The following is a 21,675-nucleotide window of genomic DNA, read 5'->3' on the forward strand; positions in this document are numbered from 1 at the left end:
CATGACGCGCTTGCGTCAATCCTCGCGGTAGAGTTCACCCCACTCGTCCTGCCAGAGCCCGTCGGCGTCCAGAACGACGATCGGCGCCTTGATCTCGTTGGCGAGTCGGACCGCAGAGCGGAACCCCTCGACCGGATCGAGCTCGTCGCTGACGAAGTCATTGGTGAGATGCCCGGCGGCCAGATCCGCCGGGCAGGCGATGCTGGAGAACGTCTTGCCGTCGCGCTGGCCGAGGCTCAGCGTGATGGCATCGGGTTGCGGCTCATCGACCTGTTCGAACCGGTTCTTCGCCATCGTCGTCTCCTCGCCTCTGCGATGCGTTGATCATGGGCCAGCGCCGCCCTCGCGGCAAATCCGCTGCGCCCACGATCGCTTTGGCCTGGCCTGGCGGCTATTCGCCCCCAGCCCCTATTTCTGTGGCTGCCGCGCCGGAGCGGTCGCGGGTCCGCGTACGACCTTGTAGCGGTCGAGCCTGACCTTGATCATCTCGTCGAACTTCTTGTGTACCTCGGAGACCGAGAGTGTCTTGGTCTCGCCGCCGGCCTGGGCATAGAAGATCGGCCGGTTGGCTTCGGCCGGCTTCGGCAGCAGCGCGGCGGCGCTGGCGCCGGGCGTCTCCTCCATCGTCTCGATGAAGGTCTGCGCCGCATCCGGCCCGAGGAAGTGGATCAGGTAGATCTCGCCGCCGGTGAGATGGCGCCCCATCGCCTTCTCCAGCCTGAGCGTGTCGCGCTTCAGCATCTCCCCGGCGAGCAGCGCCGAGAGATAGGGCTCGCGGCGAAGATCAAGGATGCGCTGGCGCTCATTGGCATCGGCGATGACGAACTGCCGGCCGTTGCGGGTGATAAGTGCGGCCTCGGCGACCAGCCCATGCTTGCGACCGAACTCGAAGATCACGCCGAACCAGGTCTGCTCGATGAACTGGTAGAGTCCGGTCGCCGAGGATGTCTTCGCCTTCACCTCCGTCGCGAACGAGGATTCCTTGTCGGCGACCGCCATCAGCAGGGTCGGGTCAGCACCGACGACACGCCCTGCCCTGACGATCATCTCGACCAGATGCCGGCGGATCTTGATCGGCCCGAAGGTCAGGATCTGGTTGGGATCGCCGCTATAGTTGATCGGCGCCTGCGGCAGCTGGCTTCGCGGCGCCGCCAGCGGCGCGCCCGGTTTGCCCGGCAGCGTCGGCGGCACCAGGATGATGTTGGAGGGCGGCATCACCGGGATCGGCATGGCCGGTTGGTTCGGCGTCTCGGCCGCAATCTGTTCCTTAATCGCCGCGAGCGATGGATCGGCGTTCAGCGCGAACTGCGTTGCCTGCCTGGCAGCCTCGAGATCGCCCTCGACCGAGGACAGGATCAGCGACGGCCGGGTCGGCGCTTTCAACGAGGGCGCCTCGACGCTTTCCATCGGCTCAAAACCGCCGGTCACCTCGGTGGACCCAGGCCGCAAGGTGGCGAATGCGATACCACCGGCGATTGCCAACACGAGCGCCCCGCCGCCGATCAGCGAAACGAACCGAAGCCGCGAGCCACTGTCGGCAGCGGCGAACGGCACACCCGCTGCCACATTGGTGACGCTGGCGCCGCCGGTCGCCGCCTTTTGCGCCGCCAGAAGCCAGTCCGGCGCCTTGCCGTCCTTGCCGGCAACCTCCTGCAGTTCGGCGATCATCCGGCGCGCCTGCTGGGCCGGCACCTCCGCCTCGCGCTCAAGCGTCGTGGCGGCGCTGCGGGGACCCTGCTCGGTCAACGCCTTCAGCGCAAAGAACCAGAGCTGCAGCGATATGCGCCGGCTCTCCAGCGGCGTGCCCTTGCAGGGAGAGACCAGGAAATTGCAGTGCGGGCAGGCATAGGCGCGCAGCTTCACCCGCGGCGCGAAGGCCGAGGTCTTGCCGCAGGCGGAGCAGGCCATGGTGATGCCGCCCTGCCGCGCCTGCATGATGGTTTCAAGGCAGGCATCCTCCTGGAATGCTGCCTGAAACTGCTTGAAGCGCTGCCCCATCCTTCGCTACCGTTGCTGCCGCGCCCCGGAATACGCAGCCGATACGGGACCGACAAGCTCAGTTTGCCAGCAAGGCCAGCCGCGCGACATCCTGCAAATGCATGTCGACTTCGGCCGCCGTCGCCTGCTTCGGCAGCGCCGGGCCGCCGTGCCCCGACGCATGCGCCTCGCCGAGGAAGGCATTGATCTCGTCGAGCAGCATCGCCGGCGTCCGCGTTCCGTCGAGCAGGCTGACGAATTTGCGCACCACCACCCCGTCGAGCGAAACCGCGCGATGGCGTAGATCGGTGACCTCGTGGCTGGTCAGCGCCTGACGCCGGGCCAGTGGGCTCGCGACCGGCCGCGCACTGATGCGCGTCGCCAGCCGGTGCGGCTCCAAGCTGACCTCGATGAGGCCGGCCCGGTAGATCGCGGTCAGCGCCGCGTTCAGGCGTTCGATCTCGCGCTCGCGTTCGGCGCCGTCTTCCGCCTCATCCAGCGCCAGGGCGACCAGTTCCTCATGGCGCAGATTGCCAGGCCAAGCCTTGCCAAGCGCGCGCAGCGCAGTCTTGGCCGCTGGCAGGTCGATCGCGATCCGGACGCCATCCGCGAACAGGAAACTCGCCGCCCCCGGCCGCTTCTCGTCCGTCTTGTCCTCCTCCTGGACATTGGCAGCGAGGTGATAGGGCGCGAAGCTGAAACCGGAGAGGCCGCGATGCAGCGCGATATCGCTGCGGCACAGCAAGGTCTGGCGGAAGCAGCGGCCGATCAAGAGGTCGAGCGCCTGCTCCTGCCGCAGCGGCTCCGAGGGCGGGATCGTGTTCAGCACCTGCTGCGCCGGCCCGCGCGCACCGCCGAAATTGTTCGGAAACGAGGTCTCGGCCAGGAATTGCAACCCATGAGGCTCCGCTGCCGCCAGCACCTCGTGCAAGGCGAAGGCCCGTGCGCCGGGGTTGAGATCGTCATGGTAGAGGACGTTGTCCGGGATATCCTCGATCTGCTTCGCCCGCTCGCGCAGCGCCGCGCCATGGAAAGTCTCGGCATCGGTCGCCTCGGCAAAGCGCTTGATCGCCGCCCGTGCCGCCCTGACCTTCTCGATGGGATCATCGATGTCACGCGTCTCGAACAGCATGACGTCGCGGGCGATGTCGCGCAGCCGGCAGCCCGGCAAGGCGTTGTAGCTGACATAGGCGATGCCCTGCGGTGACAGCAATTCGCCGAAGAGCGCCATGATCCGCTCGCGCACCGGCTGCGGCACCCAGGAATAGACGCCGTGGACGAGGATGTAGTCGAACTGGCCGAGCTCCGTCGTCGCCGCCATGATGTCGAGATGGTGGAAGCTGAGATTGCTCAGCGCGAGCTCCGCCGCCTCCGCGTTGGCGTGCGCGATCGCCCGTCCGCTCAGATCGATGCCGACGAGCTCCGCCTGCGGATATTGCAGCGCCATCGGGATCAGGTTGCCACCGCTGCCGCAACCGAGCTCCAGCACCCGCATCGTTGCGGTCGGCGCCGGGTTCATGCCGTGGATATGCGCAATCGTCGCCAGATGCGCCGGATGGGTCTGCGAGAAGGCGTGCCCGGGATAGGCGACCGCATCATATGGATTCGCCGCCAGGTCTTTCACGGCCATGTCGTTCATCGAGGAAGTCCGTTCACCGTACTGAAATCGTTGTGAATTTTTCGGTACGATCAGCAACTGATCACCTTGAACTCGACCCGGCGGTCGAGCGCGTCGCTGGCGTCGTCCTTGCCGGTGCCGATCAGGTTCTCGTTGTAACCGCGCCCGGTCGCGAGCATGCGGCCCCGGCTGTCGGGCGCACCCGCCTGGAGCAGATCCATCACATACTGCGCCCGCAGCACGGAAAGCCGCTCGTTGACCTGCGGCTGGCCGGTGCGCGAGGTGTGGCCGACGATCTCTAGACAGGCGCCCTTCTGCTTGGCGCGGGTCGCGATCTGGCTCAGCCACATCGGATAGGGCTCGGTGATCTGCGGATTGGCGATGAACTGGGTCGAACCGGGCTGGAACAGCAGCTTGACCATCAATTGCTTGCCGGAAAGGCCGCTGTCGACGAGGTCCCCGAAGGCCTCGACCGCATCGTCCTTGCGCCCGAGCTTGCTGGTCGCGAGATAGGCGCCGATCCGGACGCGATGCTGGTCGCCGCCGGGCAGCGCCCGTGCGGTCCGGTAGAAGGCGAGCGCCTCGCGATAATGCCGCGCCTCGTATTCGAGGATGCCGTCATTGATCAACGCCGCGATATTGAGACGCTCGGCATAGAGCGGATCGATGGGGTCGCCGAGCTTCGTGCCCTGGCAGGTCTTGATATAGGCCTCGGTCGCAGGGTCCTTCGACCACATCGGCGAGTCCCGATAATAGGTCGTCGGCGTGACGTCGACGCCTTCGGGCTTGGCCCGGGCGACACCTTTGGAGACGATGCGCTTGGCCTTGAGGTCGGCCAGCGCCAGGCAGATCCGATAGGCGTCGCGCGAGCCGTTCGCCTCACCGGCATTGTTGACCGCGGTGAAGGTGCCGATCAGCACGACCGGGTCGCGCGCCAGCGCCTCGGTCGAGAATGGCTGGACCTGGAAGCGCGGATAGGATTTGCCGACCAGTTCGATCAGGCTCTGCTGCATCGAGCGCGTCGAGGTCGATTGCGCGCCGGATATGCCGTCGATCAGCGGGTCGATCACCAGCTCGACGCGCGCCCCATCGAGCTGTGCCTTCGAGAATAGGTCGTTGGCCGCGCGCTGCAGCGCCTCGGGAAACGGGACGGGAGTCGGAGCCGGTGCGGGGACCGGTGGCGCCTGAGCCAGGGCTGCGGCTGGTGACGCCAACAGCGCCAGCAGCGCAAAATGAAGGAGCAGAGAACGACGCATCGAAGCCCCCAATTGCATCCTGTCCGAAGTGGTGTCCGGCTCTCGCTAGCGGCAGGACCTGGTCCGGTGCACCGTCAGCGGCAGTTCTTCGGAACGTTGCCGTCGCCGAGCTGGGCCCGCATCAGCGCATCGGTGCAGTCGGCCGCGCTGCCGCCCGGCCGGCGCCGGCTGTTGCGCGGCTCGGGCTGAGCTTCGACGCCGCCGGTCAGGATGCCAGTCGACTTGCGGTCGAGCACGACGCGCGGCTGCTGGATCTCGCGCGGCTCATGGCGCTGCGGGCGTGTGCCGGGGGCGGTCGGCAGCAGCGGCTTCTGCGGGACCGGCAATTCGGTCACGCCGCCGGAGTTCATCCGGGTCGCCACGGCCTTCTCGCGGTCCTGACGCTCCTGCGACAGCTTCGCCTTCTCCGCTTCGAGTGCGGCGAGCTCCTGCTCCTTCTTGGCGAGCTCCTTGGCGAGGCGTTCGCGCTCGTTCGGATCGGCCGTCTTCGGCGTCGGGGCCTCGCCCGGCTTGGGCACGGCGCGCTCGGCATCCGTGGTCTTGCCGGCATCGCGGCCGGCAAGGTCCGTCGCCGCCTTGGCGCGGTCCTTCTCGGCCTGCTGGACACGGTCGAGCAGCGCCTTCTCCTTCGCCGCGAATTCCTGCTCGAGCTTCTCGCGTTCGCCAGGCTCAAGGCCGCGGCGCTCGATCAGGTCCAGCCGGGTCTTGGCGTCGACGGCGAAGAAGCTGGTCGGGAAGCGCTGGATGAAGGCCTTGATCTCGGCGGCGTTGTCGCTGCCGCGCAGGCGCTTCCAGATGTCGGCGTCAGTCTCCTCGCGGTTGAGGTAGAAATCGCCGAGCAGGGAAAGCGAAAGCTCCGGCGTCTGCTTACCGCCGGTCGAGTCGTAGACCGCCTTCTGGACGCGGCGGAACATGGTCGCGATCTCGAGACCGGGCTGCTGGATCTCCTGGACCAGCGCCGCCGTGAACGGGCTATTGCGGCCGGCGCCATCGGCAGCGACGTCGTTCGCCTGTGTCGCATAGGCGGTGACCATGCCCTGTGCCTTCACGATCGGCGCGAGGCCGGCGCCGACGGTCATGCTGCGCGTCGTCGTCTTCTTCGAGAGCTGGGCAAGGAAGGGATTGTTGCGGCAGGCATCGAGCACCATGATCTTGACGCCCTTGGCAAAGCCCAGTGCGGTCGTGACCTCGCTCAGCTTGACCGTCTCGTACTGGACCGAGACCTCGTCATCGATCTTGGCCTCGACCGGGACGAGGAAGTTCTCGCCGTTGAACTGGAAACCGTGGCCGGCATAGTAGAACATCACCGCGTCGGCCTCCTGGGCAAGGCGCGCAAAGCGCGACACGGCGGCATCCATGCCGCGCTTGTCCAGATCGATGCCATCGACCACCTCGAAACCGACCTTGCGCAACGCCTCGGCGGTGTCGCGCGCATCATTGGGCGTGTTGGGCAGGACGGGCGCGTTCTTGTAGGCGGAGTTGCCGATTACCAGGGCGACGCGACGCTCCTGCGTCTGCGCCAGCGCCGGCAGGGCGACGAGCTGGGCAAGAAGAGCGATCAGTGCGCAAAATCTGACGGCTACGATCATGGCACCATTCCCTGCGTCACCTTAAAGAAAGCGACCGTGAAAATCCAGATTTATCCGCCTGACATGACAGGCGGTTTGCTTGCTCCCCTCCCGGCCCGCTGCTAACTTTACGGTGGTCATGCGCCGCTAGGAAGAGGGGCCGATGCGGGGGCTTCGACGTTATCTCATTGTCGGGGTTACAGCCGTTTTCGCGGCGTCCATCTCCGCGAGCGTCGCGCAGGAGCGCGCGCGGGCGCGCAGCCTCGCCCCCTCCGGCGCGAAGCTCTCCTTCATCGACCTGCAGAACAATGCCCGCATCGCCAGCAAGACGACGATCCGCTTTGCCATATCGGGCATGGAGGTCGTGCCGGCCGGGACAGCGCGCCGCAACGCCGGCCACCACCACCTGCTGATCGACACCGAGCTGCCGGCTCTCGGCCAGCCGATCCCTGCCGACTTCAACCACCTGCATTTCGGTGGTGGCCAGACAGAGGCGGAGATCCTGCTCTCGCCCGGCCGCCATACGCTGCAGCTCCTCTTTGCCGATCACGACCATGTCCCGCACGATCCGCCGGTGATGTCGGAAAAGATCACCGTCGAGGTCCTGGCCGCACCGGAAGAGAAGCCGCGCACGGCCGCGGCGCCGAACGCCAAGGTCTTCTTCCTCGGCCTGCAGGACGGCGCCGTGATCCCGCCGCGCTCTGTCGTTCGTTTCGGCCAGGAGAACATCGCGATCGCACCCGCCGGCACCAGGCAGGACAATGCCGGCCACCACCATCTCCTGGTCGACACCGAACTGCCCCCGCTCGACCGCGAGATCCCGAGCGATTTCAATCATCTGCACTTCGGCCGAGGTCAGACCGAGACCGAACTCACCCTGCCGCCAGGCGAGCACACGCTCCAGCTCCTCTTCGCCGACCACGAGCATGTCCCGCACGACCCGCCGGTGATGTCGCAGAAGATCAGGGTGCGGGTGCAAGAAGCTTCGGTGGCGAGCCCCCCTACCGCCGCCGCTCCGACCGCTCGCACGGCCTCAGGCCGGACGCCGGCGCCCAACGACGCCGCGGTCTATTTCATCTATCCACGCGACGGCACGCGGATCTTCGCGACCTCGACCATCCGCTTCGGCCTGCGCAATATGGGTGTGGCGCCAGCCGGCGTCGTCAGGCCCAACACCGGCCACCACCATCTCCTGATCGACGTGCCGACCCCGCCGCTCGACGCGGCGATCCCGGCCGACCTCAACCATATCCACCTCGGCAACGGCCAGACCGAGCGCAAGATCACCCTGCCGCCGGGCGAGCATACGCTGCAGCTCATCCTCGGTGACGACCAGCACATCCCGCACGACCCGCCGATCATGTCCGAGCGCATCACGGTCTTTGTCGGCGCTCCCGCCAAGCGGAGGCCGCGCCGATGACCGCCGGCACTCGCCTTCCCGCCCCTCGCCATCGCGCCAAGATCACGACGCTGCTCCTGCTGCTCGCAGCGCTGGCGCCGACAGCCGTTCCGGTCTCGGCGCAGACGATCCAGCGTCAGCCGGCGCCGCGCAACGCCATCGTCTATTTCCACTATCCGCTCGACGGCCTGCGCGTGCCCGAGCGCTTCACCGTGCGGATCGGCCTGAAGGAAATGGGCGTCGCCCCGGCCGGCGTCGACAAGCCCGGCACCGGCCATCACCACCTGCTGATCGATACCGATCCCGGCCCGCCGGACCAGCCGATCCCATCGGACTACAACAATATCCATCTCGGCAACGGCCAGACCGAGGTGGTCGTCACGCTGCCGAAAGGGACCCACACTCTGCAGCTCCTGCTGGGCGATCACACGCACACCCCGCACCGGCCGCCGGTTATGTCTCAGAAGATCACAGTCTACGTCAGATGAGGGATCGATGCGGGCCGGCCGCATCGCCACGTCGAAGGCCGCAGCGAAGGATGAACGTCATGTCCTGGTATCGTTGCCTCGCTATCGCCGTCTTGGCCGTCCTCGCGCCGCTCAACCCGGCCCTCGCACAGCAGCAGGGCAGCGACGGCCAGCAGCCGCGCATCGCCCTGGTCGTCGGCAACGCCGCCTATCGCGCGGCTCCCCTGTCGAACGCCGCAGCCGACGCACGCGCCGTCGCGGATACGCTGCGCCAGGGCGAATTCGACCTCGTCAGCATCGAGAACGCCGACCGGCCCGCCTTCGAGCAAGCACTCGCGACCTTTCGCGGCAAGCTCACGCGCGGCGCCCAGGTCGTCGTGTTCTATGCCGGGCATGCGGTGCAGTCGCGCGGCCGCAACTTCCTCGTCCCGGTCGACGCCGCGCCGCGCGGCCCGGTCGAGCTCGCACGCGAGACCATTGATCTCGACCAGCTCATCGACGCGCTGATCGTCAGCCGGCCGGCCAGCGCATTGCTCGTGCTCGACGCAGGCCGCGACAATCCCTGGCAGGCGGGGCTCGGCGCCGGCAAGGGCCTCGCCCCGATCGAGCCGATCGAAGCGATCGCGGTCATGGCACCGGTTCCCCCGGGCAAGACCGCGGCCGAAACACCCGGCCGTACCAATCCGGCGATCGACGAATGGCTGAAGGCGATCCGCACGCCGGGCATCGATATGACCACGGCCCTGAACCGCACCCGCGAGGCCGTGAGCCGGGCGACCCGGCGCTCGCAGCAACTCTGGGTTTCATCACCGCCTCCGGCAGGGCTCGTCGTAACGCCGACCGGCCGGCCGGTCGCGACCGCCCTCAACACCAGTCGTGGCATCATCAGCGCGCCACCGCCCCCCGGCCCGCAATCCGACCAACTCGGTCCCTATGAGCTCTCCTTCTGGGAGACGATCAAGGACAGCAAGAATCCGGACGAGTACCGCGCCTATCTCGAGGCCTATCCGAGAGGTCGCTTCGCCGGGCTCGCCCGCACGCGCGAACAGACCTTGCGCAGCGCCATGCAGCCGGGTGCGGCGCAGGCTCCCGCCCCGACCCCGGCAGCCACGACCGGCTCGTCCGCCAGAACCCTGCGCGATTGCGACGATTGCCCTGAACTCACCCTGATCCCGGCGGGCAGCTTCGAGATGGGCTCGAACGAGATGTTCGAATTCGAGAAGCCCGTCCATAGCGTCGCAATCGCCAGGCCGTTCTATCTGGGCACCGACGAGGTCACCTTCGCGCAATGGGACGCCTGCGTCGCGGAAGGCGGCTGCAGCCATCGCCCGGGCGACCGCAATCTCGGTCGCGGCAAGCGCCCGGTCACCGACATCCACTGGAACGACGCCAACGCCTATGCCGTCTGGCTCTCCTACAAGACTGGGCGCAAGTACCGACTGCCGACCGAAGCCGAATGGGAATACGCTGCCCGCGGCGGCACGGCGACGGCCTATCCCTGGGGCAATTCGGTGGACAAGGAGATGGCCAACTGCATCGGCTGCAATGCGCAGCCACGTCGGCAGGCGGGCGAGGTCGGGCAGTTCCCGCCGAACCGTTTCGGCCTGCGCGATATGGCCGGCAATGCTGCCGAATGGGTCGCCGACTGCTGGAGCGAGAACTACCGCTCGGCACCGCGCGACGGCAGCGCCTACGCGCCCGCCGGCTGCCGCGAACGCGTGCTGCGCGGCGGTTCCTTCAACAACGATCCGCGCTATCTGCGTTCGGCTGCGCGCTTCAAATACGAAAGCGATGTGCGCTTCTATACCAATGGCTTCCGCGTCGCCCGAGAGCTTTGACCAAACGTCATCGATCGCGACGAGCCTGTCTTCCGAGGGTGGCAATTTGCACACAGCTTCGGTTCAAAGGCCGCCAGGCGGCAATTTCTTGTTCTCTTCATGGCAGCACCGCCGCTAGTCTCGACTTGGCTGACGGCAAGCGACGAATCGGCAGCGGCTCGGCCTCAGGCCGCGCTGCGAAGGAGGCGCCATGCGGACTGGCCTGCGGCTACCTATCTGCGTCCTACTGGCGCTCGCCGCCATTGCGGGCGCCCTCGCCCTGACAATCTCACCAGCCTTGGCACAGCAGCGCCGCTTCGCCTTCGTCATGGGCAACGGCGCCTACCAGAACATCGCCAAGCTGCCGAATGCGCTCAACGACGCCAATGCAACGCGCACCATGCTGCAGGAGGCCGGCTTCGACGTCACCGCCGCGACCGATCTCTCGCTCGCCGGTCTGCGCAGCGCGCTCGATGTCTTCGTCGAGAAGGTAAAGCAGAGCGGCACGGGCGCGACCGCCCTCGTCTACTATGCCGGCCATGCCGTGCAGCTCGACGGAGCCAACTACATCCTGCCGACCGATGTCCGCGTGGAAACCTCGGCGAATATCCCGAACCAGTCGCTCTCGCTCACCGAGATCCTGCGCAAGCTCGACGCCGCCGGCGCCAGGTCGAAGATCGCCATCCTCGACGCCTGCCGCAACAACCCCTTCGCCGCGCGCGAACTGTCCCGCGGTCTGGCGCTGCAGATGGTCGATGGCGCGAACGAAGGCATTCGCAGCGAAGCCGGCCTCGCCCGCGTCGATTCCAGCAGCGGCACCTTCGTCGCCTTCGCGACCTCGCCGGGCTCGACCGCGGCCGACGGCACCGGCCCGAACAGCCCGTTCACCACCGCTTTCCTGCGCGAGGCGCGCGAGCCCGGCCTGCCGATCGAGCAGGTCTTCCGCCGCATTCGCCTCGCCGTCTATGACAGCACCAGCGGCATCCAGATTCCCTGGGACACCTCCTCGCTGATCACCGATGTCAGCTTCTTTCCGCGTCCGGCCGGCGCCGCGCCGGCACAGCCGGCAGGTGCGCCTGCGGTTGCCGGCGCCGTCCCGCTCGCGGCGCGACCGACCGCGGCGACGCTGCGCGCCATGTCGCCGGCCGACGCCTATCGCACCGCCATCGCCTGGGACCGCCGCGATATCTATCGCAGCGCACTCGATATCAATCCGGACGACCAGAACGCCTTGAGAGCACATCGCATCCTGGCGCAGAGAACCGAGGAAACCGCCTGGGCCGAGACCGTGCTCGCCGGCGACGCCGAATCCTTCAAGCTCTTCGCCCGCCTCTACCCCGGCTCGATGCATCTGAACGAAGCGCTGCGCCTGGCCGCGAGCGCGCCGAGCCGCGCCCGCGTCCAGGTCGCCCAGACCTGCCCGGTCTGCCCGGCCATCCAGCCACGCGTCCGCCGGGCCGACTATAGCCCGCGCTCGCCGTCTCCCGGCCGGCCCGGTGCACCGCGTCAGCCGCAAGCTGTGCCGCCTCCACCCCCGGTCTACATGCCGCCTTTGCCGGCCATCCTGCCCGACCGGCCGCACTGGACCGGCTTCTATGTCGGCGGCTCACTCGGCGGCGGCCAGCAGAGCGGGCGCACGACCGTTGGCGGCCCCTATGGCAGTCCGACGGCGACACCGACCACCACGACCACCACCACGACCACCACGACCACTGAGACGACGGTCATCAGCCCGACACCCGGCACTACGGTCACGACGACGACGAGCACCAGCGCCGTCACGACGATCGGCCTGCCGACGCTAGCTCCCTGGGCGATCAATCCCTCGGCGGTCCCGCGCAGCCTGACGCCCGATGGAGCCGGCGCGGTCGGCGGCGCCCAGATCGGTTTCAACTACCAGATCGGCGCCTTCGTCATCGGTGCAGAGACCGATCTCTCCGCCACGCGCCTCGGAGGCAGCAAGAGCACCTCCGCCAACCCCGGCACGCAGTTCACCACCCGCTCCAGCAACGAGCTCTCTATGCTCGGTACGGTGCGGATGCGCGCCGGCGTGGTGCTCGGCAACTTCCTGATCTACGGCACCGGCGGCTACGCCTATGGGCTCGTCGAACAAAAGGGCTCGATCCTGCCCGGCAACCTGCAGACCACCTCGGCGGCCAGCGGCTCGCGCTCCGGCGTCTTCAACGGCTGGGCGCTCGGCGGCGGCGTCGAATATGCCATCGCGCCCGGCATGACGGTCCGGCTCGACTACACCCATTACGAGCTCGGTCAGAAGCGGATGACGCTGCAGGACTTCACCGGACTGGCGCCCGGCCAATACGCCACCATGCGGACCCGCACCGCCGGGGACATCGTCAAGGCCGGCTTCAACTTCGGCTTCTGACCAGGCAGCCCGCCTCATGGAAAAGGCCGCGGCTCATGCCGCGGCCTTTTTTTCGTTTTTGACGATTCGGTCGATCTCACCACATGTCGAGCGCGACCCGGGCCTCGTCCGACATGCGCGATTGGTCCCAGGGCGGATCGAAGGTCATATTGACGGTCACGCCCGCGACGCCCGGCACCGCGCTGACCGCGTTCTCGACCCAGCCCGGCATCTCACCGGCGACCGGGCAGCCCGGCGCGGTCAGCGTCATGTCGATCGTCACCTGCCGGTCGTCGGCGATGTCGACGCGGTAGATCAGGCCGAGCTCGTAGATGTCGGCCGGGATTTCGGGATCGTAGACCGTCTTCAAGGCAGCGACGATGTCGTCGGTCAGCCGGTCGATCTCCTCCGGCGGCAAGCCGCCGCTTGCGCCCATGGTCGGCGCGTTCGGCTTGAGGTCTTCGGCAACGGTGTCGGTCATCGCATAACTTCCGTTCGGCGCGAGGCAGGGGCGTCAGGAGAACAGCTCTTCCGCCTTGCGCAGGGCTTCCACCAATGTATCGACTTCCTCCAGCGTATTGTAGAGGCCGAAGGACGCACGGCAGGTCGAGGTCACGCCATAGCGGGCGAGAAGCGGCATGGCGCAATGCGTGCCGGCCCGGACCGCGACGCCCGCCCGGTCGATCACCGTCGCGACGTCATGGGCATGGGCGCCGGCGAGCTCGAAGGCGATGATCGCGCCCTTCTCCTTCGCCTTGCCGAAGATGCGGATCGAGTTCATCTGCCCAAGCCGCTCCATGGCATAGGCGTTGAGCCTGGCTTCGTGCGCGGCGATGTTCTCGCGCCCCAGCTCCATCATGTAGTCGAGCGCGGCGCCGAGGCCCACCGCCTCGACGATCGCCGGCGTGCCGGCCTCGAAGCGATGCGGCGGGTCATTGTAGATGATCGCATCCTCGCTGACGGTCGCGATCATCTCACCGCCGCCTTCATAGGGCGGCAGCTTCTGCAGCCATTCGCGCTTGCCCCAGAGGATACCGGAGCCGGTCGGGCCATAGGTCTTGTGGCCGGTGAAGGCGTAGAAGTCGCAGCCCAGTGCCTGGACGTCGACCGGCAGGTGCACCGCGCCTTGCGAGCCGTCGACGACCAGCGGGATGCGATAGGCCTGGCAGATCTTCGCGACCTCGGCGATCGGAACGATCGTACCGATCGCGTTCGACATATGCGTCAGCGACACCACCTTGGTGCGCGGCGTGATCAGCCTCTCGAACTCGTCGATAAGGAAATTGCCGTCCTTGTCGACCGGCGCCCATTTGATCACGGCGCCGTGCCGCTCGCGCCAATAATGCCAGGGCACGATGTTGGAGTGGTGCTCCAGGATCGAAAGGATGATCTCGTCGCCGTCCTGGATCTGGAGATACTGCCCGAGCGAGGAGGCGACCGTGTTCAACGCCCCGGTCGAGGAGCGGGTGAACAGCACCTCCTCGATATGGGCGGCGTTGAGGAAGCGCCGGGCGCTTTCGCGAGCCGCCTCATAGGCTTCGGTCGAAGCGTTGGCGAGGTAATGCAGGCCGCGATGGACATTGGCGTAGTCCTCGCGCATCAGCCGCGTCATCGCCTCGATCACGGCCTCGGGCTTCTGCGCCGAGGCGGCATTGTCGAGATAGACCAGCGGCTTGCCGTAAACTTGGCGCGAGAGGATCGCGAAGTCCTTGCGGATCGTCTCGACGTCGTAGGGCTTCGCGATCGCGTTCATCTCAGGCCTTTCCGACGGGCTCGGCGGGACGGTCGGCAACGAGCGTGCCGGCATGCCCCCAATCCTCGCGCTCGATCTCCTGGATCACGATATGGGTGTTCTGCGGGTTCTTGCCGAGCACGCGGGCGAGTGTCTGCGTGAACTCCTTGACGATCTCGGCCTTCTGCGCGCGCGTCGCGCCCTTGGTGATCTGCAGGTTGACGTAAGGCATCAGGCAGCTCCGGGCTTGGGTGCACCATCGCGCTGGCCGAGCCAGCAATCGATCTCGCGCCCGACGATCTCGTGCACGCCCTCGTCGCTGACGAAGTCGGAAACCTCGCCGACGAAGGCCGCGAGCACCAGCGCTTCGGCCTGTGGCCGCGGCAGGCCGCGCGCCATCAGATAGAAGAGCTGCTCGGCGTCGATCTGCGCCACTGTCGCGCCATGGCCGCAGACCACGTCGTCGGCGAAGATCTCAAGCTCCGGCTTGTTGAACATGGTCGCGCCATCGTTCAGCAGCAGCGCATGGCTCTTCATGCTGCCGTCGACCTTCTGCGAATGCTGGCGGACGATGACCTTGCCCTGGAAGACGCCGGTGCCCTCGCCCTCGATGATGCTCTTGAACAGCTCGCGGCTCTCGCCATGCGCTGCGGCATGGTCCATCACCAGCGTGACGTCGGAATGCTCCTGCTTGCGCAAGAGGTTGATGCCGCGCAGCGCTGCGCGGCTGTGCTCGCCGCCATAGCGCAGGAAGCTCTGCTGGCGCAGCACGCCGCAATTCACCGCCACGGCGACGGAATCGAAGACGGCGTGACCGCCGAGCTCGACCAGCAGCGACTGCACCTGCACCGTCTCGGCACGCTGGCGCGAGACCATGCGCACATGCTCGACTTCGGCGCCATCGCCGATGACGAAGGAGGTGGCGTGGTTGATCTGAACAGGCGCCGCGCCAACGCTTTCCTGCAATTCGACGACGGTGACCTTCGCGCCAGCGCCAACCTTGACCAGCGAGCGCGAGACGATCGAGGCTTCGCTTGCGCCCGTGCCAAGAGCCAGCAGCACGATCGGCTGATCGAGTTCGGTACCGTCGGCGATCTCGATCACGACACCGTCCTGGGCGAAGGCGGCGTTGAGCATCAGCGCGCTGTCGTCGCGGGCCACCTCGGGCGGAACGAAGGCCGCAGCGATCTCATCCGGGGTCGAGGTGAGCGCTTCGGCCAAGCTCCGGGCGGTGATGCCGGCGGGCAGGCCCTGCAGATCGGAATCGGCGGCACTGAACACGCCGTCGATGGTGACGAAGCGGCGGCCGGCGATGGTCTGCAGTGCCAGCCGGTCAGCGATCGCCTGCGGCCGGGTCGGGCGGCGCACCAGCGGCATCGCCTCGCGCACCAGATTGCGCAGGTCGGTGTAGCGCCAGGATTCGAGCCGGCGATGCGGCAGGCCTTTTGCCTCGAAGCCGGCGAAGGCGTCCTCGCGCACCTTGCGCATCGCGCCGGCGCCCGGCAGCTCGGCCTTGATATTGGCGAACTGCTCGGCGAGCTGCTGCTCTGCCGCGGTCTTGAGCGGGGTGATGATCGCCATCACGCGGCCTCGCCATAGGAAGCATAGCCGCTCTTCTCGAGCTCGAGCGCCAGCTCCTTGCCGCCGGTCCGCACGATCCTGCCCTTCGACATCACATGCACGGTGTCGGGCACGATATGGTCGAGCAGGCGCTGATAGTGGGTGATGACCAGGAAGCCGCGGTTCTGGGCGCGGAGCGCATTGACGCCGTCCGCGACGATGCGCAGTGCGTCGATGTCGAGGCCGGAATCCGTCTCGTCGAGAATGCACATGGACGGCGACAGCAGCGCCATCTGCAGGATTTCCATGCGCTTCTTCTCGCCGCCGGAGAAGCCGACATTGAGCGGCCGGCGCAGCATCTCGCGGTCGATGCCGAGCTTGTCGGCGGCGCTGTTGACCTGGCGGATGAAGTCGGGGGTCAGCAGCTCGGCCTCGCCGCGCGCCTTGCGCTGCGCGTTCATCGCCGCCTTGAGGAAGGTCATGGTGGCGACGCCGGGGATCTCCAGCGGATACTGGAAGGCGAGGAAGATGCCGGCGGCGGCGCGGGCATCGGCCTCCATCTCCAGCAGGTTCTCGCCATTGAGCAGGATCTCGCCGTCGAGGAGCTCATAGTCCTCCTTGCCGGCGATGACATAGGACAGCGTCGACTTGCCTGAGCCGTTCGGCCCCATGATCGCGGCGACCTCGCCGGCATTCACGGTGAGGTTGAGGCCGTTGAGGATCTGCTTGTCCTCGTCGGCGATCTTGACGACCAGATTGCGAATTTCGAGCATCGTTCAGTTCCGATTTCCTGCCGCGTCAGGCCCGGCCTTGTGCCGAGCGTCCACGACGTGAGCGCTTCAAAGAAAAGGCGTGGTTGGTCGGGACAGGCCCGACCATGACGGGCTCAGCCGACCGAGCCTTCCAGCGAAATGGTGATCAGCTTCTGCGCCTCGACGGCGAACTCCATCGGGAGCTGCTGCAGCACCTCCTTGACGAAGCCGTTGACGATCAGCGCCACCGCTTCCTCCTCGGAGAGGCCGCGCTGCTGGCAGTAGAACATCTGGTCCTCGCCGATCTTCGACGTGGTCGCCTCATGCTCGAAGATCGCGGTCGCGGTCTTGGCCTCGATATAGGGGATGGTGTGGGCGCCGCACTGGTCGCCGATCAGCAGCGAGTCGCAATTGGTGAAATTGCGCGCACCCGTCGCCTTGCGGTGGGCCGAGACCATGCCGCGATAGGTCGAGTCGGATTTGCCGGCCGCGATGCCCTTGGCGATGATCTTCGAGGTCGTGTTCTTGCCGAGGTGCAGCATCTTGGTGCCGCTATCGACCTGCTGCGCCCCGTTCGACACCGCGATCGAATAGAACTCGCCGCGCGAGCCGTCGCCGCGCAGGATGCAGGACGGGTACTTCCAGGTGATCGCCGAGCCGGTCTCGACCTGCGTCCACGAGATCTTCGAGTTTTTGCCGCGGCAGTCGCCGCGCTTGGTCACGAAGTTGTAGATGCCGCCCTTGCCCTCGGCGTCGCCGGGGAACCAGTTCTGCACGGTCGAGTACTTGATCTCGGCATCGTCGAGCGCGATCAGCTCGACCACCGCCGCATGCAGCTGGTTCTCGTCGCGCTTGGGCGCCGTGCAGCCTTCGAGATAGCTCACATAGGAGCCCTCGTCGGCGATGATCAGCGTGCGCTCGAACTGGCCGGTGTTCTGCTCGTTGATGCGGAAATAGGTCGACAGCTCCATCGGGCAGCGCACGCCCTTGGGGATGTAGACGAAGGAGCCGTCGGTGAAGACCGCGCTGTTCAGCGTGGCAAAGTAGTTGTCGGTCACCGGCACGACGCTGGCGAGGTACTTCTTCACCAGCTCGGGATGCTCGCGGATCGCCTCGGAGATCGAGCAGAAGATCACGCCGGCCTTGGCGAGTTCGTCCTTGAAAGTGGTAACGACCGAGACCGAGTCGAACACGGCGTCGACGGCGACCCGGTTCTCCGGCGCGACGCCGGCCAGGATCTCCTGCTCGCGCAGCGGGATGCCGAGCTTCTTGTAGGTCTCCAGGATCGCCGGATCGACCTCGTCGAGCGACTTCGGGTCGGCGCCCTTCTTCGGCGCGGCGTAATAGTAGATGTCCTGGTAGTTGATCGGCGGATAGTTGACGCGCGACCAGGTCGGCTCGGTCATGGTCTTCCAGCGCCGGAAGGCGTCGAGGCGCCATTCCAGCATCCATTCCGGCTCGTTCTTGCGGGCCGAGATGTAGCGGACGGTGTCCTCGGTCAGGCCCTTGGCCGGCTTGTCGACCTCAAGCTCGGTGACGAAGCCGTATTTGTACTCGGTCACGTCGATCGACTTGACCTGATCAATGGTCTCCTGGACCGCTGCCATGTCTACTCTCCAGTCGCGGGTTCAAGAGCCCGCCGGTTCGGTCTTGGTTTTGCGCAAGGCCTCAGGCGGCTGCCTGAACCTTCCGGTTCGGGTTCGCGGCCAGTGCTTTGGCATAGGCCGCGATGAATTGGTCGATGTCCGCCTCGCAGGTGGTCCATCCGAGCGAGGCGCGCAAGGCCCCTTCGCTCATGACAGGGTCGACACCCATGGCTGTCAGCACATGCGAGCGCCTGACCTTGCCGGAGGAACAGGCCGAGCCTGATGACAAGGCCACCCCGGCGAGGTCGAGCATGATCAGCGCCGTCTCGGCCTTGATGCCCGGCGTCGCGAAGGCGGAGGTGTTTGGCAGGCGCGGCGCCTTGCTGCCGAAGATCGCCGTATCCGGCGCGAGCGCCATGAGCCGGGCCTCCAGCTTGTCGCGCAGCGCAGCGAGGCGGACGGCCTCAGCACCGAGCGCCTTGCCCGCCTCCTCGGCGGCGACGCCGAAGCCGACGATGCCCGGCAGGTTCTCGGTGCCGGCGCGCCAGCCGCGTTCCTGGCCGCCGCCGCGCAAGGGCTTGTCGGAGAGCTCGAGCGCGCCGGTCCGGAAGACGATCGCGCCGACGCCCTTGGGCCCGCCGATCTTGTGGGCGGACAGCGTCAGAGCATCGACGCCCAAGGCGTTGATATCGATCGCGATCTTGCCAGCGGCCTGGACGGCGTCGGAATGCACCAGCGCACTGTAGCGCCTGGCGATGGTGACGATCTCGGCGATCGGCTGCAGCACGCCAGTCTCGTTGTTGGCGAGATGGACAGAGACCAGCGCGCGCTCATCCGGCCGCTCGGCCGCGAAGCGCGACAGCCGCTCGTCGAGCCAGCCGAGATCGACGATGCCCGCGCCATCGACCGGGATCGCCTCGGCCTGACCGGCCGGGAAGCGATGGCCGTCGCGCACGCAAGGGTGCTCGCTGGCGCTATGCAGCAGCAGCGTCACCGGCGCCCGCACGCAATGGCGCGCGCCGCTGCAATCGCTGAGGCCGGGCGACAGGATCGTCGCATTGGCCTCGGTGCCGCCGCTGGTGAAGACGATATTGCTCGCCTTGGCGCCGACGAGTGCCGCGACCTGCTCGCGCGCCTGTTCGACGGCGCCGCGGGCCGCCCGGCCCTCGTTATGGACGGAAGACGGATTGCCCGGCATCTGCAGAGCTCGCAGCATCGCCTCCGCCACGGCCGGGCGTACCGGCGTCGTAGCGTTGTGGTCGAGGTAGCTGCGGGTCGTCGCGAACACCTGCGCTTATGCTCCGTTCCGGAGGGCCTGCCCGAAGACGCGGCACGAAATGCTTGAAATCGCACCCCTGCGCCGTGCTATAGCCGCCCGTCCGAGCCGCGTTGGATCGGAACCGCAAGCGGCCTTCGCCTGCATGTTCCAGTTCTGTTCACGGCTGTTAGAACCATTCTAAGCGCTTGATGTAGGGCGCGAGCGGCGGGGCCGTCAAGGGTGGAACGGGTACGCGGCGGCCACATGGCCGCTTTCGGACCCGATCCACCGGCGGTTTCGCCCAGCAAGAGGCGAAATCAGAATGCCTGAGGTGATTTTCAACGGACCGGCCGGCCGGATCGAGGGCCGTTACCAGCCCGCCAAGAAGCGCGGTGCGCCGCTGGCGATCATCCTGCATCCGCACCCGCAATTCGGCGGGACGATGAACAACCAGATCGTCTACAACCTGTTCTACACCTTCGTGAACCGCGGCTTCTCGGCGCTGCGCTTCAATTTCCGCGGCGTCGGCCGTAGCCAGGGCCAGTTCGACCACGGCGCTGGCGAGCTCTCGGACGCCGCCGCCGCGCTCGACTGGATGCAGGCGCTGAATCCCGAGGCGAAGAGCTGCTGGATCTCCGGCGTCTCCTTCGGTGCCTGGATCGGCATGCAGCTCCTGATGCGCCGTCCGGAGATCGAGGGCTTCCTCTCGATCGCGGCGATGGCGAACCGCTACGATTTCTCCTTCCTCGCCCCATGCCCGTCCTCCGGCCTCTTCGTGCACGGCTCGGAAGACCGCGTCGCCCCGGTCAAGGAGGTGATGGCGGTGATCGAGAAGGTGAAGACCCAGAAAGGCATCCAGATCGAGCACGCCGTGGTCGAGGGCGCCAACCACTTCTTCGACGGCCGCGTCGACCAGCTGATGGAGCAGGTCGGCGTCTATCTCGACCGCAAGGTCGGCCCCGAGATCATCAAGAGCGAGCAGGAAAAGGCCTGAGCGCCCGCTTCGCCAAGGCTGCAATGATGGCGCTCTCCCCGGAGGGCGCCGTGCGCCAGAACCGAGAACCGTCATGACCGCCTTCAAGTCCGATTTCCTGCGCGTGCTCGACGAGCGCGGCCTGATCCACCAGATCTCCAATCCGGAGGAGCTGGACAAGCTCTGTCTGCAGGGACCGCAGACCGCTTATGTCGGCTATGACGCGACCGCGACCAGCCTGCATATCGGCAACCTGATCTCGGTCACGATGCTGTACTGGTTCCAGGAGACCGGGCACCGGCCGATCACGCTGATGGGCGGCGGCACCTCGATGGTCGGCGACCCCTCCTTCCGCGACGACCAGCGCAAGCTGCTCTCGATCGAGGAGATCAACGCCAATATCGAGAGCATCAAGAAGGTCTATTCGCGCATCCTGCGCTATGGCGACGGCCCGACCGACGCGCTGATGGTGAACAACGCCGACTGGCTGCTCAAGCTCAACTATGTCGAGTTCCTGCGCGATGTCGGCCGGCATTTCTCGGTCAACCGCATGCTCTCCTTCGACTCGGTGAAGCTGCGGCTCGATCGCGAGCAGTCGCTCTCCTTCCTCGAGTTCAACTACATGATCATGCAGGGCTACGACTTCGTCGAGCTCAGCCGCCGCTATGACTGCCGCCTGCAGATGGGCGGCTCCGACCAGTGGGGCAACATCATCAACGGCGTCGACCTCTCGCACCGCATGGAGGGCAAGCAGCTCTTCGCGCTGACGACGCCGCTGCTGACGACCGCCTCGGGCGCCAAGATGGGCAAGACCGCCAGCGGCGCCGTCTGGCTCAATGGCGACCTCTTCAGCCCCTATGAGTTCTGGCAGTATTTCCGCAACACCGAGGACGCCGATGTCGGCCGCTTCCTCAAGGTGTTCACCCGCCTGTCGCTGGCGGAGATCGCCAAGCTCGCCGCGCTCGGCGGCTCGGAGATCAACGAGGCCAAGAAGGTGCTGGCGACAGAGGCGACGGCCCTGCTGCATGGCCGCGAGGCAGCCGAGGCGGCGGCAGAGACCGCCCGCAAGACCTTCGAGGAGGGCGGGGCCGCCCAGGACCTGCCGAGCATCGAGGTACCGGCTGCCGAGCTGAATGGCGGCCTCGGCGTGCTCAGCGCCTTCGTCAGCGCGGGTCTCGTGCCCTCGACCGGCGAAGCCCGGCGCCAGATCAAGGCCGGCGGCCTGCGCGTCAACGATGCCCAGGTGAGTGACGAACGCGCGACGCTGACACCGGCCGACCTCGTCGACGGCGCGGTGAAGCTCTCCTTCGGCAAGAAGAAGCACGTGCTGCTGCGGCCGGTCTGACGGCC

The 21,675-nt window shown here is 66.9% G+C and carries 18 protein-coding genes; 6 read left to right on the plus strand and 12 right to left on the minus strand.

Annotated features, from left to right (window positions below; all coding sequences use genetic code 11):
• Positions 1-15: 15 nt before the first annotated feature.
• From ACQKLX_RS01375 to ACQKLX_RS01395, 5 genes are all read right to left on the minus strand, one after another.
• Positions 16-294: a hypothetical protein gene (locus ACQKLX_RS01375; RefSeq protein ID WP_427358799.1), complete on the minus strand. Its 279-nt coding sequence runs from the start codon at positions 292-294 to the stop codon at positions 16-18.
• A 114-nt stretch (positions 295-408) separates the two neighbouring features.
• Positions 409-1,935 (minus strand): transglycosylase SLT domain-containing protein, encoded by a 1,527-nt coding sequence (locus ACQKLX_RS01380; protein ID WP_427358801.1) that lies wholly within the window; start codon positions 1,933-1,935, stop codon positions 409-411.
• A 121-nt stretch (positions 1,936-2,056) separates the two neighbouring features.
• Positions 2,057-3,616, minus strand: coding sequence for a methyltransferase domain-containing protein (locus tag ACQKLX_RS01385; RefSeq protein WP_427358803.1), 1,560 nt, complete (start codon positions 3,614-3,616; stop codon positions 2,057-2,059).
• A 50-nt stretch (positions 3,617-3,666) separates the two neighbouring features.
• Positions 3,667-4,851, minus strand: coding sequence for an OmpA family protein (locus ACQKLX_RS01390; protein WP_427358805.1), 1,185 nt, complete (start codon positions 4,849-4,851; stop codon positions 3,667-3,669).
• A gap of 74 nt (positions 4,852-4,925) precedes the next feature.
• The gene (locus tag ACQKLX_RS01395) at positions 4,926-6,440 is read right to left on the minus strand and encodes a caspase family protein (protein ID WP_427358807.1); all 1,515 of its coding nucleotides are present in this window, start codon (positions 6,438-6,440) and stop codon (positions 4,926-4,928) included.
• 142 nt (positions 6,441-6,582) lie between these two features.
• Here ACQKLX_RS01395 and ACQKLX_RS01400 point away from each other — a divergent pair, with 142 nt between their 5' ends.
• The 4 genes from ACQKLX_RS01400 to ACQKLX_RS01415 all read left to right on the plus strand — a co-directional run bounded on the left by ACQKLX_RS01400 (position 6,583) and on the right by ACQKLX_RS01415 (position 12,485).
• Positions 6,583-7,839 (plus strand): DUF4399 domain-containing protein, encoded by a 1,257-nt coding sequence (locus ACQKLX_RS01400; RefSeq protein WP_427358809.1) that lies wholly within the window; start codon positions 6,583-6,585, stop codon positions 7,837-7,839.
• A complete protein-coding gene (locus tag ACQKLX_RS01405) occupies positions 7,836-8,306 on the plus strand; it encodes a DUF4399 domain-containing protein (RefSeq protein ID WP_427358811.1) in 471 nt (156 codons plus the stop codon). Before ACQKLX_RS01400 ends, ACQKLX_RS01405 begins: the two co-directional genes overlap by 4 nt.
• Positions 8,307-8,365: 59 nt before the next feature.
• On the plus strand, positions 8,366-10,123 hold the full coding sequence (locus ACQKLX_RS01410) for an SUMF1/EgtB/PvdO family nonheme iron enzyme (RefSeq protein WP_427358813.1): 1,758 nt from the start codon (positions 8,366-8,368) through the stop codon (positions 10,121-10,123).
• A 190-nt stretch (positions 10,124-10,313) separates the two neighbouring features.
• The gene (locus ACQKLX_RS01415) at positions 10,314-12,485 is read left to right on the plus strand and encodes a caspase family protein (protein ID WP_427358815.1); all 2,172 of its coding nucleotides are present in this window, start codon (positions 10,314-10,316) and stop codon (positions 12,483-12,485) included.
• Positions 12,486-12,561: 76 nt separating this feature from the next.
• Here the strand turns inward: ACQKLX_RS01415 and ACQKLX_RS01420 are convergent, their stop codons facing one another.
• The 7 genes from ACQKLX_RS01420 to ACQKLX_RS01450 all read right to left on the minus strand — a co-directional run bounded on the left by ACQKLX_RS01420 (position 12,562) and on the right by ACQKLX_RS01450 (position 19,382).
• On the minus strand, positions 12,562-12,900 hold the full coding sequence (locus ACQKLX_RS01420; RefSeq protein WP_427359262.1) for an SUF system Fe-S cluster assembly protein: 339 nt from the start codon (positions 12,898-12,900) through the stop codon (positions 12,562-12,564).
• Between the two features lie 78 nt (positions 12,901-12,978).
• Complete coding sequence (locus tag ACQKLX_RS01425) at positions 12,979-14,217, minus strand: cysteine desulfurase (protein WP_427358817.1); 1,239 nt, start codon at positions 14,215-14,217, stop codon at positions 12,979-12,981.
• Position 14,218: 1 nt separating this feature from the next.
• Positions 14,219-14,428: a tautomerase family protein gene (locus tag ACQKLX_RS01430; RefSeq protein WP_427358819.1), complete on the minus strand. Its 210-nt coding sequence runs from the start codon at positions 14,426-14,428 to the stop codon at positions 14,219-14,221.
• Positions 14,428-15,777 (minus strand): Fe-S cluster assembly protein SufD, encoded by a 1,350-nt coding sequence (sufD, locus tag ACQKLX_RS01435; protein WP_427358821.1) that lies wholly within the window; start codon positions 15,775-15,777, stop codon positions 14,428-14,430. The genes ACQKLX_RS01430 and sufD overlap by 1 nt, the downstream gene beginning before the upstream one ends.
• Positions 15,777-16,529, minus strand: a complete 753-nt coding sequence (gene sufC / locus ACQKLX_RS01440; RefSeq protein WP_427358823.1) for a Fe-S cluster assembly ATPase SufC — start codon at positions 16,527-16,529, stop codon at positions 15,777-15,779. The genes sufD and sufC overlap by 1 nt, the downstream gene beginning before the upstream one ends.
• A gap of 113 nt (positions 16,530-16,642) precedes the next feature.
• Positions 16,643-18,115: a Fe-S cluster assembly protein SufB gene (gene sufB / locus ACQKLX_RS01445; RefSeq protein WP_427358825.1), complete on the minus strand. Its 1,473-nt coding sequence runs from the start codon at positions 18,113-18,115 to the stop codon at positions 16,643-16,645.
• 61 nt (positions 18,116-18,176) lie between these two features.
• Positions 18,177-19,382, minus strand: a complete 1,206-nt coding sequence (locus ACQKLX_RS01450) for a cysteine desulfurase family protein (protein WP_427358827.1) — start codon at positions 19,380-19,382, stop codon at positions 18,177-18,179.
• Positions 19,383-19,674: 292 nt separating this feature from the next.
• Between ACQKLX_RS01450 and ACQKLX_RS01455 the strand changes: the two genes are divergently transcribed.
• Together ACQKLX_RS01455 and tyrS are read left to right on the plus strand one after the other, a co-directional pair.
• Positions 19,675-20,346 (plus strand): alpha/beta hydrolase, encoded by a 672-nt coding sequence (locus tag ACQKLX_RS01455; RefSeq protein WP_137880940.1) that lies wholly within the window; start codon positions 19,675-19,677, stop codon positions 20,344-20,346.
• A 73-nt stretch (positions 20,347-20,419) separates the two neighbouring features.
• Positions 20,420-21,670, plus strand: a complete 1,251-nt coding sequence (gene tyrS / locus ACQKLX_RS01460) for a tyrosine--tRNA ligase (RefSeq protein ID WP_427358830.1) — start codon at positions 20,420-20,422, stop codon at positions 21,668-21,670.
• Positions 21,671-21,675: the final 5 nt, after the last annotated feature.

The organism is Allobosea sp. NPDC003192 (assembly GCF_050275675.1).
Classification (GTDB): domain Bacteria; phylum Pseudomonadota; class Alphaproteobacteria; order Rhizobiales; family Beijerinckiaceae; genus Allobosea.

Excerpts from the sequence above, each read along its gene's own strand:
- ACQKLX_RS01375 (WP_427358799.1), bottom strand. The coding sequence starts at position 294 with ATGGCGAAGAACCGGTTCGAACAGGTCGATGAGCCGCAACCCGATGCC.
- ACQKLX_RS01380 (WP_427358801.1), bottom strand. The coding sequence starts at position 1,935 with ATGCAGGCGCGGCAGGGCGGCATCACCATGGCCTGCTCCGCCTGCGGC.
- ACQKLX_RS01385 (WP_427358803.1), bottom strand. The coding sequence starts at position 3,616 with ATGAACGACATGGCCGTGAAAGACCTGGCGGCGAATCCATATGATGCG.
- ACQKLX_RS01390 (WP_427358805.1), bottom strand. The coding sequence starts at position 4,851 with ATGCGTCGTTCTCTGCTCCTTCATTTTGCGCTGCTGGCGCTGTTGGCG.
- ACQKLX_RS01395 (WP_427358807.1), bottom strand. The coding sequence starts at position 6,440 with ATGATCGTAGCCGTCAGATTTTGCGCACTGATCGCTCTTCTTGCCCAG.
- ACQKLX_RS01400 (WP_427358809.1), top strand. The coding sequence starts at position 6,583 with ATGCGGGGGCTTCGACGTTATCTCATTGTCGGGGTTACAGCCGTTTTC.
- ACQKLX_RS01405 (WP_427358811.1), top strand. The coding sequence starts at position 7,836 with ATGACCGCCGGCACTCGCCTTCCCGCCCCTCGCCATCGCGCCAAGATC.
- ACQKLX_RS01410 (WP_427358813.1), top strand. The coding sequence starts at position 8,366 with ATGTCCTGGTATCGTTGCCTCGCTATCGCCGTCTTGGCCGTCCTCGCG.
- ACQKLX_RS01415 (WP_427358815.1), top strand. The coding sequence starts at position 10,314 with ATGCGGACTGGCCTGCGGCTACCTATCTGCGTCCTACTGGCGCTCGCC.
- ACQKLX_RS01420 (WP_427359262.1), bottom strand. The coding sequence starts at position 12,900 with ATGGGCGCAAGCGGCGGCTTGCCGCCGGAGGAGATCGACCGGCTGACC.
- ACQKLX_RS01425 (WP_427358817.1), bottom strand. The coding sequence starts at position 14,217 with ATGAACGCGATCGCGAAGCCCTACGACGTCGAGACGATCCGCAAGGAC.
- ACQKLX_RS01430 (WP_427358819.1), bottom strand. The coding sequence starts at position 14,428 with ATGCCTTACGTCAACCTGCAGATCACCAAGGGCGCGACGCGCGCGCAG.
- sufD (WP_427358821.1), bottom strand. The coding sequence starts at position 15,777 with ATGGCGATCATCACCCCGCTCAAGACCGCGGCAGAGCAGCAGCTCGCC.
- sufC (WP_427358823.1), bottom strand. The coding sequence starts at position 16,529 with ATGCTCGAAATTCGCAATCTGGTCGTCAAGATCGCCGACGAGGACAAG.
- sufB (WP_427358825.1), bottom strand. The coding sequence starts at position 18,115 with ATGGCAGCGGTCCAGGAGACCATTGATCAGGTCAAGTCGATCGACGTG.
- ACQKLX_RS01455 (WP_137880940.1), top strand. The coding sequence starts at position 19,675 with ATGCCTGAGGTGATTTTCAACGGACCGGCCGGCCGGATCGAGGGCCGT.
- tyrS (WP_427358830.1), top strand. The coding sequence starts at position 20,420 with ATGACCGCCTTCAAGTCCGATTTCCTGCGCGTGCTCGACGAGCGCGGC.